General features: G+C 40.4%; 12 protein-coding genes. 6 read left to right on the plus strand and 6 right to left on the minus strand.

Annotation, left to right across the window (positions count from 1 at the left end; genetic code table 11):
• The first annotated feature begins 141 nt into the window (after positions 1-141).
• A complete protein-coding gene (locus ABDW32_RS11445) occupies positions 142-660 on the plus strand; it encodes a hypothetical protein (protein WP_343562479.1) in 519 nt (172 codons plus the stop codon).
• Between the two features lie 3 nt (positions 661-663).
• Here ABDW32_RS11445 and ABDW32_RS11450 read toward each other — a convergent pair whose 3' ends face one another.
• The 3 genes from ABDW32_RS11450 to murF all read right to left on the minus strand — a co-directional run bounded on the left by ABDW32_RS11450 (position 664) and on the right by murF (position 4,789).
• Positions 664-2,427 (minus strand): ABC transporter ATP-binding protein, encoded by a 1,764-nt coding sequence (locus tag ABDW32_RS11450; protein ID WP_343562481.1) that lies wholly within the window; start codon positions 2,425-2,427, stop codon positions 664-666.
• A 6-nt stretch (positions 2,428-2,433) separates the two neighbouring features.
• On the minus strand, positions 2,434-3,189 hold the full coding sequence (gene truA / locus ABDW32_RS11455) for a tRNA pseudouridine(38-40) synthase TruA (protein ID WP_343562483.1): 756 nt from the start codon (positions 3,187-3,189) through the stop codon (positions 2,434-2,436).
• A 298-nt stretch (positions 3,190-3,487) separates the two neighbouring features.
• Positions 3,488-4,789 carry a UDP-N-acetylmuramoyl-tripeptide--D-alanyl-D-alanine ligase gene (gene murF / locus ABDW32_RS11460; RefSeq protein ID WP_343562485.1) on the minus strand — a complete coding sequence of 434 codons (1,302 nt, stop codon included), beginning with the start codon at positions 4,787-4,789 and terminating at the stop codon, positions 3,488-3,490.
• Positions 4,790-5,101: 312 nt separating this feature from the next.
• Between murF and uxaC the strand changes: the two genes are divergently transcribed.
• From uxaC to ABDW32_RS11485, 5 genes are all read left to right on the plus strand, one after another.
• Entirely contained in the window at positions 5,102-6,502 is a 1,401-nt protein-coding gene (gene uxaC, locus ABDW32_RS11465) for a glucuronate isomerase (protein WP_343562487.1), read from the plus strand.
• On the plus strand, positions 6,502-7,533 hold the full coding sequence (locus ABDW32_RS11470) for a sugar kinase (RefSeq protein ID WP_343562489.1): 1,032 nt from the start codon (positions 6,502-6,504) through the stop codon (positions 7,531-7,533). Before uxaC ends, ABDW32_RS11470 begins: the two co-directional genes overlap by 1 nt.
• Positions 7,530-8,174 (plus strand): bifunctional 4-hydroxy-2-oxoglutarate aldolase/2-dehydro-3-deoxy-phosphogluconate aldolase, encoded by a 645-nt coding sequence (locus ABDW32_RS11475; RefSeq protein ID WP_343562491.1) that lies wholly within the window; start codon positions 7,530-7,532, stop codon positions 8,172-8,174. Before ABDW32_RS11470 ends, ABDW32_RS11475 begins: the two co-directional genes overlap by 4 nt.
• Positions 8,175-8,203: 29 nt before the next feature.
• The gene (locus tag ABDW32_RS11480) at positions 8,204-9,643 is read left to right on the plus strand and encodes an MFS transporter (RefSeq protein WP_343562651.1); all 1,440 of its coding nucleotides are present in this window, start codon (positions 8,204-8,206) and stop codon (positions 9,641-9,643) included.
• Positions 9,644-9,715: 72 nt separating this feature from the next.
• A complete protein-coding gene (locus ABDW32_RS11485) occupies positions 9,716-11,335 on the plus strand; it encodes an NADP-dependent glyceraldehyde-3-phosphate dehydrogenase (protein ID WP_343562493.1) in 1,620 nt (539 codons plus the stop codon).
• Positions 11,336-11,402: 67 nt separating this feature from the next.
• Here the strand turns inward: ABDW32_RS11485 and ABDW32_RS11490 are convergent, their stop codons facing one another.
• The 3 genes from ABDW32_RS11490 to ABDW32_RS11500 all read right to left on the minus strand — a co-directional run bounded on the left by ABDW32_RS11490 (position 11,403) and on the right by ABDW32_RS11500 (position 16,009).
• Positions 11,403-13,826 (minus strand): TonB-dependent receptor, encoded by a 2,424-nt coding sequence (locus ABDW32_RS11490; RefSeq protein ID WP_343562494.1) that lies wholly within the window; start codon positions 13,824-13,826, stop codon positions 11,403-11,405.
• Positions 13,827-13,974: 148 nt separating this feature from the next.
• Positions 13,975-15,645, minus strand: a complete 1,671-nt coding sequence (locus ABDW32_RS11495) for a PspC domain-containing protein (protein ID WP_343562495.1) — start codon at positions 15,643-15,645, stop codon at positions 13,975-13,977.
• Positions 15,638-16,009, minus strand: coding sequence for a PadR family transcriptional regulator (locus tag ABDW32_RS11500; RefSeq protein ID WP_343562496.1), 372 nt, complete (start codon positions 16,007-16,009; stop codon positions 15,638-15,640). The genes ABDW32_RS11495 and ABDW32_RS11500 overlap by 8 nt, the downstream gene beginning before the upstream one ends.
• Positions 16,010-16,069: the final 60 nt, after the last annotated feature.

Below are 16,069 nucleotides of genomic sequence, written 5' to 3' on the forward strand. Positions count from 1 at the left end.
CCAAACTCCTTTTTTTGCTACAGCAGAATATCCGCCATGCCGTTTACTAATCCGGTACCGATTCACTATTCCATTATTGATGCGAGCTACCTCATGGAGTTATTTTCAGAAAGCATTATCTTTGCACAAAATTAAAAGATCATGCTATACATATATGGAGCAACAGCACATGCAAAAACTGCGGTAGATGTTGCGGAGGATTTAGATATCGAAATCGGTGGCCTTATTGATAAATCTCTATTGATAGAGGATGTATTTGACTATGAGGTCGAGCTCCAACATCAGGTTAAAGATACGGCAGAAATTTTTTTTGTTGCCGTTAAAAACCCTGGACTCCGTGAAAGGATTGTAGCTGAAAATCCAGCATGGAGTTTTCAATCCTTAATACATCCTAAAGCTTATGTTTCCAAAAGAGCTGAAATTGGCGAAGGCTGTATCATTCTTCCTGGAGCAACAATAGCTCCAGATGTACAGATTGGCAATCATTGTATCATCTCAGGTTCGGCAGTCATTGAAAGCAATACCATCATTGAGGACTTTGTGAACGTTGGTCCAAATGTCTCCATTGGAGCCAATGTACTTGTAGGCCGAGGATCAGAAATCAAAGCAAATACACATATCGAAGACGAAGAAACCATCCCCAAAGAGAGTGTTATATAACGATTAAATTCCTGCAGAATGAAACTGTAGATCGTACAGCTTTTTATAGTAACCATCAAAAGACAAAAGCTCTTGATGTGTTCCGATTTCTTTAATTTCACCTTTATCCAATACAATGATCTTGTCAGCCTTTTGGATGGTAGATAAGCGGTGGGCAATGACAATGGATGTCCGTCCCCGCATTAAATTGTCAATCGCACTTTGGATCATTTCTTCGGTTTCAGTATCGACGGAAGAGGTCGCTTCATCCAAGACTAGAATTCTGGGATCATGTACCAATGCCCGAATAAAGGAAATTAATTGTGCCTGCCCTGCTGACAATGTAGCCCCTCTCTCCCTGACATCATAATCGTATCCACCCGGAAGCCGCATAATAAAATCATGTGCGCCCACTTCTTTCGCTGCCTCGATGACCTGCTCTCTGGAAATTGAAGGGTCACCTAATGTAATATTATTAATGACAGTATCTGAAAAAAGAAACACATCCTGTAACACTGTCGCAATGGTATTTCGCAAATAATCAAGATCATAATCCCGAATATTTACACCATCTAACAAGATTTCACCTTTATTGACTTCATAAAATCGGCTTAGGATATTAATAGTCGAGGATTTTCCGGCGCCGGTAGCTCCAACCAAAGCCAATGTTTCACCGGGTTGTACACTAAAATTCACATCTCGTAACACCCAATTTTCATCGTTATAGGCAAACCAAACATGCCTAAAAGCAATTTCTCCTTTGATATGGTCAGGCTTCAGAGTTCCCAAATTGGGCGTCATCTCGTCTGTATCGAGCACCTCAAAAATACGTTCAGCACTAACCATACCCATTTGAAGTGTATTAAACTTATCGATAAGCTCCCGAATTGGTCTAAAGATCATATTAATATACATGATAAAGGCTACGACCACACCCGGCGAAATCACGTCACCCATAATCTGCTTGGCTCCAAACCAGACCAACAGACCAAGTGAAATGGCCATAATGATTTCCAGAACAGGGAAGAAAATAGAGAAGTACCAGTTCGTGCGAATATGCGCATTCCGATGCTGAGCATTGATTTCTTTAAATTTATCCATCTCCTGCTTTTCACGTGCAAAATACTGGATAATCCCAACTCCGGTGATATGCTCTTGCAAAAATGTATTCAAATTAGACACCCACTTACGGACATCTATAAAAGCTGCTTTCATTGCTTCCTTAAATACATAGGTCGCAGCAATCATTAAAGGCATCGGAATAAGCACGATCAACGTCAATTTCCAATCTGAATAGAACATTACTCCCAATATTACCGCTAATTGCAATAGGTCGCCAATAATCTGAATCAATCCCTCCGAGAAGATATTGGAAAGTGTTTCCAGATCGGATATCGTCCGTGTAATCAACTTTCCTAAAGCTGTGCGATCAAAATACTTAAGACGCAACTGTACGATATGATTAAAGACCTGGATTCGAATATCTCTAATAACAGACTGCCCCAGCGTATTTGTCATCAAGGTATGATAATAACGGATTAAAGTCTGCACAATGACTAACGCCAGCATGGCAATCAGCATATAGGATAGCCCCCCCGTGTCAAAATTCAAGATATAATTGTCCAGTGTATGCTGAATCAACATAGGCAGTGCAGGGGCTACAGCCGCTAATAGTATTGTTAAAACTACCGATATCCAAAATGCAACATGATAAGGTCGCATATAGCGTCCCATCCTTCGCAGCAAATTGACGTCGTATGTTTTACCTGTTATTTTATCTTGACTCACGTTATTTTAGATATAAGGGTACGCTACTTCTGTTAAATACAATCCATGTGCAGGGACAGACACACCTGCCTTGCCGCGACTTTTGCTCTCAATCACTTCTTTCATAAACGAAGCTGGCTTGCCCTTCAGCCCAATCTCCAAAGAAGTGCCTACAATGGCGCGAACCATATTGCGCAAAAAACGATCAGCAGTAATATGAAAAACCAGATCTTGCTCGTTATGCCATAACCATTCTGCTCTACGAATATCACAAATATTTGTAAATACTTGCGTATGAGACTTGCTAAAACATTCAAAATCCTGCCTGCCCAACAAAAACTGGGCAGCTTCATTCATTTTATCGACATCAGGGCGATCGCGCATGAAACAGGAATAGGGATAAATAAACGGATCCTTATGGAAATGAAGGTGGTACTCATAGGATCTGTGCGTCGCATCGAATCGCGCATGCGCATCATCCGCAACTTCAATCAATCTTTTAACTGCAACATCAAAAGGCAATAGGGCATTAAGTGAATGAATAAATCGCTCTGGTTTTGCTAGTATCCCTACAGGAACAGCATCAAAATGAGCGTACAATTGTTTCGCATGTACACCCGTATCCGTTCTTCCTGCTCCGGTAGTCTCGATCGGTTGCCGCAACAAAGTCCCTAAAGCACCATTCAGGACTTCCTGTACTGAAATCGCATTGTTTTGAACTTGCCAGCCATGATAAGATTGCCCAAAATAGGCTATTTCTAAAAAAAAACGTCTTTTGTCCATTTATACAATACAAAGGTACATTTTTCCAAATGAGCTACATTTGCCTGAAGTACTATTTTGCTCATTTTCGTCAATATTTAATCCTCATATGACAAAACTTGAGTCGTGTTAAATTTCATCCTCCAGGGAATTAAGGAAATTACGCAGTCTAAGTTGTTACCAAATCCGTCTTGACAGCATCTAGAGCCCGCATTAAGCACACGCTTTTTAAGCACACTGAGCATGAGGACATTGAAGTAATAGGTCGGACAAAGTCCAATTTTAATACTTGGTTGACCCTAAGAAAAACAAAAGGAACCTACAATACGTCTATTAGATTTTCAAAAGCCATACCACGGGAAGCTTTTAATAATACTGTAGCTCCGATAACCGGTTTTTCTTGCAAAGCTGCCTTCGCTTCTATGGTCGTTTCATAAAACTCGGCATCCTCATTTCTATGTTCAAAAAATGCCTTTCCGACAAAAATCTTACGATCAGCGAACATACTCTTTACATTATCCACGATTTTCCGATGCTCTTCAAAAGATTCTGCTCCAAGTTCAAACATATCTCCCAGGATAACCGCCTTCTTATCGGCTTCAATAATCCGAATATTATCTAGGGCAGCAGCCATACTCGTTGCATTGGCATTATAATAATCACAGATCACTGTATTTTGAGCTGTCTTCATAATCTGAGAACGATTGTTGGTTGGTGTATAGCCCTCAATGCCCAAATTGATCTCTTGTGGAGAAACATCAAAATGCAAGCCTACTGCAATGGCCGCCAAAAAATTTTCTGTATTGTATGAACCTGTAAGTTGTGTGTTTACCACATAGGTCTGCGCATCTTCTTTTGTCCTCCAGGAAATCTGTAACAATGGATTTGCTTTCAGCAATTTACCGATGACATCATTATTCTCAGAAAACCCATAAGTCACAGTTTCAGCAATTTGACGGACAGCAGCCATTTCTCTTAAATGTGGATTATCCGCTTGCAAAAAGAGCGTACCCTGATGATCCTGGAGCCAATCGTACAACTCTCCTTTTGTTTTCTTAACTCCTTCAAAAGAACCAAAACCTTCTAGGTGTGCCTTTCCTACATTGGAGATCAATCCATGTGTTGGCTCAGCGATTCCACATAAAAACGCGATTTCTCCCAAATGGTTTGCGCCCATCTCTATAATGGCGACTTCAATAGACGCATCGATGGCCAATAGGGTCAAAGGAACGCCAATGTGGTTATTTAGATTTCCTTTTGTCGCATAAGCCTTATATTTTTGTGAGACAACCGAATATAATAATTCCTTTGTCGTCGTCTTTCCATTGGTTCCTGTTACACCGATAATGGGTATATTTAGCTGTTTACGATGATAATTTGCCAGACTCTGTAATGCCGTTAACACATCGTCAACCAAGATATACTGTTCCCCTTTTTTATAAATTTCCTCATCAATGACGACATATCTGGCTCCGATTTCAAGCGCCTGTTCCGCAAAGGTATTTCCATTAAAATTTGTCCCTTTCAGTGCGAAGAATATACTATCTTTCTCTATTTTACGCGTATCTGTTGTGATAGATGGATACTGTTTATAAATCTGATATAGCGATTGAATGTCCATGTTTAGAAATTTGATGAGCAAATATAACCATTCTGCATGATTTCGAATAAATCCGGTAGCACATCTAAAATAATTGGTCCTCCAAACATTATTCCCGATAACGTTTGCGCATTTATTTTAATCAATTTTCTTTAACTAAGGCTTTAATATTGGTAATTTCATTGACCAATTAAACAGTTTGAAATGCGGATGACCAAACTTTAAACTCTTTTACAATTTTCTCTCTTTTCGTGTAAACAGCGAAAGTTATAATTCTTGTAATCGTAAAAATGGTATTGTAGTAAATGGAGACAAGCTTATAAATTATATAATATGAAAGCTTTTTTAGACAAGAATTTTTTATTGAACAGCAAAACAGCGGAAGAGCTGTACCACAATTATTCAAAAAACCTGCCCATTATTGATTACCATAACCACCTGATTCCAGAGCAGATAGCCAATAATATTAAGTTTGACAACATCAGCCAGGCCTGGTTACACGGAGACCATTACAAGTGGCGAGCCATGCGAGCAAATGGTGTCAATGAGCGTTATATTACGGGAGAGGCATCGGATGAGGAAAAATTTATCAAATGGGCAGAAACTGTTCCTTATACATTAAGGAATCCGCTTCATCATTGGACACACCTTGAGCTACAGCGCTATTTCGGCATAACAGATTTACTTTCTCCTAAAACCGCAGCCAGAATATATGCGGACACGAGTACACAACTACAACAGGAAAGCCATTCTGTACGGGGACTGCTTCGAATGATGAATGTAGAAGTGGTCTGCACAACCGATGACCCTATTGATAGCCTCCAATACCACCAGCAGTTTGCCCAAGAAAATGAATCATTCAAAATGCTTCCAGCATTCCGCCCAGATAAGGCGATGAACGCTGACCACATCGTAGCACTCAATCAGTATATTGACGAACTTGAAAGGGTAAGCAACCAGCAAATCATTGATTTTCAAGACTACCTAAATGCATTGAAATCGAGACATGATTTCTTCGCTGCCAATGGCTGCAAGGTTTCTGACCACGGGCTAGAGCAAATCTATGCAGAGGATTATACGGAACAGGAGATTAAAAATATATTCGATAAGATCAGAAGTAAAAAAGAAATTAGTCCTATCGAGAATCTCAAATTCAAATCGGCTATGTTGACCTATTTTGCCGAATGGGATTATGAGAAGGGCTGGGTGCAACAGTATCATATTGGTCCGCTGCGCAACAACAATGCCCGCATGCACCGTTTGATCGGCCCAGATACAGGCTGGGACTCGATAGGTGATTTCAGTCAAGGACGCACTTTGTCAAAATTTTTGAATAAATTAGATAATGAAAACAAGCTGACCAAGACAATTTTATATAATCTGAATCCAGCAGACAACGAACTCTTTGCGACAATGATCGGGAATTTCAATGATGGTTCCATAAAAGGAAAAATGCAGTTTGGATCGGCTTGGTGGTTTTTGGATCAAAAAGATGGCATGACAAAGCAGATCAATGCGCTATCAAATATGGGCTTGTTAAGTCGATTTGTTGGTATGTTGACTGATTCTAGAAGCTTCCTTTCCTTTCCACGGCATGAATATTTTAGAAGATTACTCTGCAACATCTTCGGGCAGGATATCGAAAATGGTGAGATCCCGAATGATATCGAATGGGTAGGAAAAATTGTACAGGATATCAGCTATAATAACGCAAAAGAATATTTTGAATTTTAATGAAAATGCAAGGTAAAGTATTAAGCTTTGGAGAATTGCTGCTGCGAATCTGTCCAGACATCGAGCAGGATTGGATTGAACAACATCAACTCCCTTTTTATATTGGAGGTGCAGAATTAAATGTGGCTACGGCATTGGCACTTTGGGGTGTGCCATCATCTTATCTATCAGCTATTCCCCAAAATGCAATTTGTGAAGGGATTGATCGCTATTTAAAACGAAAAAATATAGACACCTCTCCCATGCAGTGGACAGGAGATAGGCTAGGGATTTATTACCTACCTAAAGGGAAAGACCTGAAAAACGCTGGAGTAATCTATGACCGTGCCAACTCCTCTTTTACCAGCCTCAAGGTTGGTAGTATAGACTGGAATGAGGTGTTTTCAGATGTAAAATGGTTTCATTTCTCTGCTATTTGCCCCGCAATCAGTGCAAACATCGCTGACCTCTGCTTGGAAGCGGTTAAAATGGCTCAAGAAAAAGAGATTTTTGTGTCTTTAGACCTTAATTACCGTTCAAAACTCTGGAAATATGGTAAGGATCCCAAAGATATTATGCCAGAGATCGCAAAATACTGCAATCTAATTATGGGCAACATCTGGGCTGCACATCAAATGCTTGGTACACAGCTCGACAGCAAGTTCATCACACAGTCAGCGGGATACGAAAAAGAGGAGTTATTACGGCAAGCAGAGCAAACGAGCAAGGAGATTATAGCGAACAATCCGTTGTGTCAGTATGTTGCCAATACCTTCCGATTCGACTATGAATCCAAAGGAATAAAATATTATACAACCTTATTTGATAAGCATAATTTAATTAAATCAACGGAGTACAATGCGGTAGAAATTTTGGACAAAGTGGGCAGTGGAGACTGTTTTATGGCCGGCCTGATCTATGGCTTATATTCCACCCTTTCGCCAAAAGAGACACTGGAGTTTGCAACGCTCGCAGCATTTGACAAACTATTTATTCCCAGCGATGCCACAACAAGTACTGTTGAAGATATAAAAAATAGAATGATAGCATGAGTTTGAAAGAGAAAGTATTAGAAAAGATTATTGAACAAGGGATGCTCCCTTTGTTCTTCCATCACGATAAAGAAGAGAGCATTCATATTCTCCGTACGTTATATCAGGCGGGCATACGCGTCTTTGAATTTACCAACCGTGGGCCTGAAGCAATAACTGTCTTCGAAGGCCTGCTCGCTGTGAGGGATCTTGAGATGCCAGATCTATATCTGGGTATAGGTACCATTAAATCCGTCGAAGATGCAAAACAATTTCTCCAAATCGGTGCAGATTTTATTGTTGCCCCCTTGGTCAATCCTGCGGTTGGAGCACTCGTACATGAACAAAATAAACTTTGGATTCCAGGTTGCATGACACCAACGGAGATTTATACGGCTCAACAGCAAAAAGCTGCACTTATCAAATTGTTTCCGGCAAATATCTTGGGCCCAGCATTCATGTCCGCTATACGTGATCTTTTTAAAGGCCAAAAGTTCATGCCTACAGGTGGGGTCGAAATCGAAATGGAAAATTTAAAAACATGGTTCAAATCCGGCGTATGTGCTGTTGGTATGGGCAGCAAACTGATCGATCCAAAAAATACCGGTCAATTAGCTGAAAACACAAAACTCGCGCTCGAGTTTGTGTCGAAAGCACGATAAACTTTAAAAAAAATTATAAACCTATTATGATGAATACGGAGAAAAAGGGAAACTACCGTTGGGTAATCTGCTCCCTACTATTTTTTGCTACTACGATCAATTATTTAGACCGTCAGGTACTCTCTTTGACCTGGAAAGATTTTATTAGCCCCGAATTCCATTGGACAAATACAGACTACGGCAATATTACCGCCTTATTTTCTATTTTTTATGCCATCAGTATGCTTTTTGCAGGTCGCTTTGTAGATTGGATGGATACAAAAAAGGGATTTTTATGGGCTATTGGTGTTTGGTCTATCGGCGCCATATTGCACGCCTTTTGTGGCATCGCGACCTCCGGCATTGTCGCAGGTGAATGGTTTGTAGGCTTTGAAGGCGCAAAAGAAGCGATTTCTCATGTTAACAATGCTGGTCTTGTCATTAGCGTCAGTGTCAACTTATTTATCTTTGCCCGTTTTATACTCGCTGTTGGAGAGGCAGGAAACTTTCCCGCGGCAATTAAAGCTACCGCTGAATACTTCCCAAAGAAAGATCGGGCCCTAGCGACAAGTATCTTCAACTCAGGCGCAACAATAGGCGCCTTAGCGGCTCCTTTGACGATCCCTGTCATCGCCGCTCACTGGGGCTGGGAAATGTCATTCATTATTATTGGCGCCCTAGGATTTGTCTGGATGGGTTTCTGGATCTTCCTCTATAAAAAGCCGCACGAAAATCCGAAAGTAAATGCAGCCGAATTGGCTTACATTCATCAAGATGATCATGAACATCAAACAGAACAAACCGGAATAGTAAAACAACCAAGAACCACAATTTCCGAATGCCTAAAATACAAGCAAACCTGGGCCTTTGTCTTCGGGAAATTTATGACAGACGGTGTTTGGTGGTTTTTCCTATTTTGGATGCCGGCCTACCTCTCTGCTGTATACGATATAAAATCGTCCGATACAGAAGGGCAGTTGGCGATATTTGTGCTATATGCGATCACAATGTTATCTATCTATGGTGGCTGGTTGCCGACCTATTTTGTCGACAAGAAAGGCATGAATGCCTATGAAGGCCGCATGAAAGCCATGCTTTTATTCGCTTTTGTCCCATTAGTCGTCCTTTTTGCACAACCGTTAGGACATATATCCTATTGGATACCTGTAATCCTGATCGGCTTTGCGGGTGCAGCACATCAATCTTGGTCCGCTAATATTTTTTCGACAATCGGAGATGCCTTTCCAAAACGTTCCATTGCAACGGTCACCGGAATTGGTGGACTTGCGGGTGGAGTTGGCGCTTTTATTATCAACAAAACATCCGGATGGTTATTCGATTATGCCAAGGAAACACAAATGATTTTTATGGGCTTTAAAGGCGAGGAAGCAGGATATTTCATCATCTTCTCTTTTTGTGCGATCGCCTACTTGATTGCATGGATTGTAATGAAAACGCTAGTGCCTAAACTTATTTTAATAAAAAATTAACATATATTGTAAAATTTATAGTATATTAGCGATATCATTACAAATATCAATCTAAACCATTTTTAAAAAACAATGAGCTTAAACTTAGAAGGTATCTTCTACGAGGAGAAAGACATTCCCGCAGAATTTACACTGGATGAACAGGTCGATCAAAGAGAGTTCCTTTCCAACGGAGAAATGATTTCTTGGACGGGTCAAGTAAACGAGGTATTTTCACCGATTTGTGTGAAGACCAAGGATGGCTTGAAACGCAAACGCATCGGCAGCTTTCCTGTTTGTACAGAAAAAGAGTCCATCGAAGCCCTTGACGCTGCTGTACAAGCATATGACAACGGACGTGGAGAGTGGCCAACAATGAGTGTTGCCGATCGTATTACCTGTGTTGAAAATTTCACACAAAAGATGATTGCCAAGAAGGACATTGTTGTCAAGCTTATTATGTGGGAAATCGGCAAATCTTATGCAGACTCTGTAAAGGAGTTTGACCGTACTGTAGAATATATCTATGCAACGATCGATGCACTAAAAGATATCGACCGTGATTCATCACGTTTTCAAATTGAACAAGGTATCATTGCACAGATCAGAAGATCACCTTTAGGTGTTGTCTTATGTATGGGACCATTCAACTACCCATTAAACGAAACGTTTACGACATTGATCCCCGCATTGATCATGGGGAATACGCTACTGTTCAAACCACCAAAACATGGAACGCTATTACATTACCCTTTATTAGAAGCTTTCAGAACAAGTTTTCCAAAAGGTGTAGTTAATACGATCTATGGTCGAGGCAACAAGATCGTACCTAGCTTGATGCAATCCGGCAAGATCAATGTATTGACCTTAATCGGTTCCAGCCGTGTAGCTGACGAACTTAAAAAGTTACATCCAAAGGTGAATAGATTGCGTGCAATATTAGGTTTAGATGCCAAAAATGCAGCAATTATTACAAAAGACGCCGATTTAAATCTGGCGGTCTCCGAAACTGTATTAGGATCGTTATCTTTCAACGGGCAACGTTGTACAGCATTAAAAATAATCTATGTACACCGCAGCCTAGCACAAGAGTTCTTAAAACGTCTCTCTGCCGAAGTAGGCAAACTTAAATATGGAATGCCTTGGGAAAAAGGAGTTTCCTTAACACCACTTCCAGAAGTTAATAAGCCAGCTTATCTGACGGAATGTATCGAAGATGCGAAAGCCTATGGCGCAAAAGTAATAAACGAAAACGGAGGACAGGTCGCCGAATCATTTTTTTATCCGGCTATTGTCTATCCCGTGAATTCGCAGATGAAGCTTTATAGAGAAGAACAATTTGGACCTGTTATCCCGGTCGTGCCCTTTGATGACCTAGAGGAGCCTATTGAATACCTTATCGGTTCATCACATGGACAACAGGTAAGTATTTTCAGCAATAACGCTGCTGTAGTCTCCTCCTTGATTGATCCTTTGGTCAATCAGGTAAGCCGTGTCAACATCAATTGCCAATGTCAGCGCGGTCCAGATACGTTCCCATTCACAGGAAGAAAAGACAGCGCCGAAGGAACACTATCCGTGGTGGATGCTTTACGTTCATTCTCCATCCGCTCTTTGGTGGCAGCTAAGTTTACCGAGGAAAATAAAAAACTCTTAAATGAGATTGTTAGCGAAAATGAATCAAACTTCCTGAGTACAAAGTATATTTTTTAGTAGTTAGTATAAACCAAAAGAGGGCGTCATTTTAGTGAACTGCCCTCTTTTTTGTTTACATATATTTTTATTGAGCCCGGTCTTTTTCTTCGTTGCTCGTGTCTTTTTTACGATAATTGTTTTTAAGGTTTCCAAACTTGTATGAATAAGTTAATCGTACTACTCTACGATCTTGATACTGCCTGATCTTGGAATCAAATGAACCAAAAGTAGTAACCAGATTTTGATTGCCGGTATTGAACAGGTCGCTCACAGCCAATTTCAACGAACTCCGTTGGTCCTTAAATGTTTTGGTCGCCCCCACTTCCATATCCCAACGTCCTTCCAAATCATACACGCTATACTTGAATGGTGAAAAATAGCGCAGATTAACATTGGCAGACAGACTCTTGTTCAACTTTAAGGTGTGCATAGAATTCGCCTGAAGAAGAAATGATTTCCTTTTGACCGGAATACCGGAAATCATACCATCAAAATCAAAGTAAATTCCAGTGATGTTATTGCTCATGCTCCAGATCTTCGATACCGTCACAGGAACATTAAGGTTTAAATAAGAAGTCAGATTTCGGCCTAAATTCTCCCGAATAACCCAGGTTTCACCTTTAACCGAATCCTGCCCCATACTTTCTACAATTGCATCTTTCACATCATTGACACCAAGTGTTATGTTATAACGCTGCAATAGGGTGTAATTCAAAGTGAACTCATTGGAAAATTGCGGATTTAAATAAGGATTTCCACGTTCAAAAGTCAACTTGTCAATATAATAATCAAATGGATTCAGCTGTCGATAATTGGGACGAGTCACTTTTCGAGCATAACCTAATGACAATATATGATTTTCGTGGAGCGAATAGGTCAGGTTAGCGTTGGGGAAAAGTTGAAAATAGTCACGCTTCACACGCTTGCCCTTTGTTAAAGAGTTCCCGTCCGACATGGTATACTCCCCTCGTAAACCAGCTTTCAGGCTCCACTTACCGATACTGGTATTATAATCCAGATAGCCCGCCACGATTTGCTCTTTATAAATAAAATGATTTGTGCGGGTTGTATCATTTATCCAAGCGTCTTTCTGTTGGGAGTCTTTTTCTAGCTTTTCGAAAAGCAGATCATTGTCAGATTTTACATTCGAATATTTAGCGCCCATCTCCAGTTTTGACTTCTTGGACAAGGGATGTTCATAATCAAACTTAGCCACATAGATGTCAATTCCGATTGGCATTCCACTACGTTCGTTCTCCAATGGACTAATTGGCTTCATAGATGGATCAAAATATTGATTGCGATAAGTAACACGTTTACTGCTCCTAAATTTGCTCCAGTCCAGATCAACTGTCAGTTTTCGCCCATTTGAATCTATCCTAAACTCATTGTTCAGATTCGCCGAATACCGGTCAAACAGTTCTTTGAAAGAGGAAGATGACATCAATATCGTATCATAGACCGATATAGCGTTTCCTATATTAGTCCTGCTATCATTATCATTATATTCCGTATTATTCGAGCCATTGAATTGTAGCGTCATGGTGTTTCTTGAAGATGTTTTTTGTTCAACACCAAACCGGTAAGAATGATTGCGTTCGTCTTCATTCAATGTTGACTTTTGCTCGAAATATTTCTTCTTGCCACCATTCTGTATAACACGATCAATAAAAAGCTTTCGATAAGCTTTCTCATCTGAATAGGCATACGAACCAAACAATGTTGTATTATTCTTTTTGTAATTCAACGAAAGGGAGCTATTTCCTCTGAATTTTTCACCGTGCCCAGCTGTCAGGTTAAAGGTTCCATTAAACCCCTCCATTCGATTCTTCTTGAGAACAATATTGATCGTTCCCACAGCACCTTCAGCATCATCTTTTGCGGATCTACTTGTAATGACTTCGACAGACTTAATTTGATTCCCATCTGTACTTTTCAGAAAATTAAGCAATTGCTCACCAGACATGTAGGTCTGGCGTCCATCAATGGTGACCGCTACACCCGATTGACCCATCAGTTGTAAATTATTATTGTTGTCAAGACTAACTCCTGGCGCCCGTTGTACAATATCCAACGCGTTGTTACCTGCCGCTAAGGGAGAGTTCTCTACATTTAGGATCAACTTGCCTGGTTTACTTTCAACCATAGGACGTTTGCCTTCCACAGTAACTTCCTGCAATTTTCGGTTATCAGCATTCAGCTGAATCACCGCAAGCGAATGATCGGAATTATGAATATCAAAGGAGCCGCTTCGATTTGAGGTATACCCTACCATCTTCGCCTCAACGAGATAACTTCCTGGTCCCACACCCGTAAACTGGTATTCTCCAGATTCATTCGTCACGGCAGCTTTTAGCACAACAGCGGAATTAACTTTCATCAGATAGGCTGTTGCCAAGGGCAAGGGTACATTATCCGCGGATTGCACTTTCCCCGTAACCTTCACCTGTGCATGGACAAAGGAAACAATCAGGAAATTTAACAGTAAGAGGTAAAAACACTTTTTCATTGGAATAATCATTTTTTATGGCAATGAAGCTCCTATGAGGCAAATTTTCATCTGACTTTGCAGATGAAATAAGCTCATGAGATTTCATAATGGTCTTGGCTTGTAAAATTTGTCTTCCGCTCTATCGGAGCGGAAGACTTCTAAAGATTTATTTCTTTTTTATCTGAACGGTCACACCGTCTTTTGTCGCATTGATGATCGTATCCCTACGGATTACAATAGATGTATCAGCCACCACAACCTGGTTACTATCTGAATCGTCACTATCTTCATCTGCGGATTTCTTTTCTGGCAAGGCGCACTTCACCCCGAGGGAAGTCACCACAAATTCAACATCCTTTACGTCACTCAGATCCTTATTATAGCGATCGCGGCAATCGTAAAATGAAATATCACGTAACTTATCTTCCAGATTATCATTGATCACCAGTTTGGTCCCTACAGGCAAAAACAATGTAATATTTACCTCTTGGTCCCGATAGCGCTCTCCCTCACTCAGCTGAAATGCGTTATCAAAAACTAGGGAAGTTGTATCCTGTCTAAGCGTGTAATTGATTTTCGCGGCCCTGTCTGTGGCCGCTTTGTAGGTATTTCCTTTGGCGGAATATTCATAACGTACATAAGGCTCCTGCAAGGAATCAATACGTTCGATACGGATCCGGATATCGCGCTTCAGATAAGACGAAAAGTTATCGCTTTGTATTCCTAATCCACTTTTAACACCATTTTTTAAACGGATTACCCGGATGTCATTTTCACTTAAAAAGTATACAGCCTGTTTTTGCAAAGGCTTTTCTTCGACAATGGTACTCGACTCTCTAAATTCTTTTACCACTGAAGTCGAATAATAGATAATCGCTCCTATAGACGCCAACCATACGACGAACAGCGTTGTTGTCAGATAATTATTCATTGGCTTCTTTTCAAAGAGAACACGCAAAAGCAAGTAAAATAAGCCTGCAAGAGGAATAAATATAGACAAAAAGCCTGCAATCAAAGCAAATGGCACATCACTGGGTTCCATTAAATAGAATGGACCAGAGTCATCCATTACATCAGGAATCACGTTCACAATTGCTAGTGCAAAAAATATTAATCCGATAATCAATCCAATAAGCGTTGCCCCAACAAGGATAACAAAAAAGACACCGATTGCTTTTACGATTATTTGCAATAGTTTGGTCACCCCATCACCGGTCCGATCCAGTCCGCGTGAAAAGGTATCCCGCACACCACTCATTTCCTCGTCAAAAGAACGTTTAAAATTCTGAATGTTCGGTGCTTCACCACGCATTTCCATTTTATCTGCCCTAGTAATCGCTGGCGGCATCACAATCCAAAGGATCACATACACCAAAAGGCCCGATCCACCAATAATAACAAACAGTGCAAAAAGCAGTCTAACCCATTTAGCCTCAATACCAAAAAAATGTCCCAAACCGCTACATACTCCACTAAAAACCCGGTCATCAGGATCACGCATCAGTTTTTTACCGACCTTAAAACCATCAGAATTCCTCTCACGGCGGAAAGAAGCATAATCGTCCTGATCCTCCGATTCGAAGTCACTCACCCTGCCCATCTGGTCAATAACGGCATTGACATCTTCCATATTGAGAACCTCTTTACTTCCTGCCTGGATCTTCTCTGTAAACATCTCAGAAATACGGTTCTCAATATCTTCTAAAATCTCACGGCTATCTTCCGACTGACCAAAATGCTTCTGTATATCAATCATGTAGGACCGCAGTACCTCATAGGCATCCTCCTCAATATGGAAGACGATGCTATTTATATTGATAATTATTGTCTTATTCATCGCTATTGTCTTTAACTGGTTTAGTTGAATCATCGTTTCTACCTACCAATGACGTGTTTACAGCAAACACCAATTCATTCCAGGTAACATCCAATTTGGAAAGGACATCAAGCCCTTCTTGGGTAATTTCGTAATATTTTCTAGGCGGACCTGAAGTCGATTCCTTCCATATATAGCTTAACAGGCCATTGTTTTTTAGACGTGTTAAAAGCGGATATAAGGTTCCTTCCACAACCAACAATTGAGCTTTCTTCAGTTCGCTGATAATATCGGAGGCATAAATTTCTCCTCGAGAAATTATGGATAGGATACAATATTCAAGTATCCCCTTCCTCATTTGGATTTGTGTATTTTCAGCTATCATAACAATACAAAGATATATGTATTTTACGGTACCATGCAATACATAGTACCATACAAAACA

The organism is Sphingobacterium sp. (genome assembly GCF_039596235.1).
In the GTDB taxonomy this organism is placed as follows: Bacteria; Bacteroidota; Bacteroidia; order Sphingobacteriales; family Sphingobacteriaceae; genus Sphingobacterium.

What these genes read in the sequence shown, in the direction of transcription:
- ABDW32_RS11445 (WP_343562479.1), top strand. Translation starts at nt 142, where the DNA reads ATGCTATACATATATGGAGCAACAGCACATGCAAAAACTGCGGTAGAT.
- truA (WP_343562483.1), bottom strand. Translation starts at nt 3,189, where the DNA reads ATGGACAAAAGACGTTTTTTTTTAGAAATAGCCTATTTTGGGCAATCT.
- murF (WP_343562485.1), bottom strand. Translation starts at nt 4,789, where the DNA reads ATGGACATTCAATCGCTATATCAGATTTATAAACAGTATCCATCTATC.
- uxaC (WP_343562487.1), top strand. Translation starts at nt 5,102, where the DNA reads ATGAAAGCTTTTTTAGACAAGAATTTTTTATTGAACAGCAAAACAGCG.
- ABDW32_RS11470 (WP_343562489.1), top strand. Translation starts at nt 6,502, where the DNA reads ATGAAAATGCAAGGTAAAGTATTAAGCTTTGGAGAATTGCTGCTGCGA.
- ABDW32_RS11475 (WP_343562491.1), top strand. Translation starts at nt 7,530, where the DNA reads ATGAGTTTGAAAGAGAAAGTATTAGAAAAGATTATTGAACAAGGGATG.
- ABDW32_RS11480 (WP_343562651.1), top strand. Translation starts at nt 8,204, where the DNA reads ATGAATACGGAGAAAAAGGGAAACTACCGTTGGGTAATCTGCTCCCTA.
- ABDW32_RS11485 (WP_343562493.1), top strand. Translation starts at nt 9,716, where the DNA reads ATGAGCTTAAACTTAGAAGGTATCTTCTACGAGGAGAAAGACATTCCC.
- ABDW32_RS11490 (WP_343562494.1), bottom strand. Translation starts at nt 13,826, where the DNA reads ATGAAAAAGTGTTTTTACCTCTTACTGTTAAATTTCCTGATTGTTTCC.
- ABDW32_RS11495 (WP_343562495.1), bottom strand. Translation starts at nt 15,645, where the DNA reads ATGAATAAGACAATAATTATCAATATAAATAGCATCGTCTTCCATATT.
- ABDW32_RS11500 (WP_343562496.1), bottom strand. Translation starts at nt 16,009, where the DNA reads ATGATAGCTGAAAATACACAAATCCAAATGAGGAAGGGGATACTTGAA.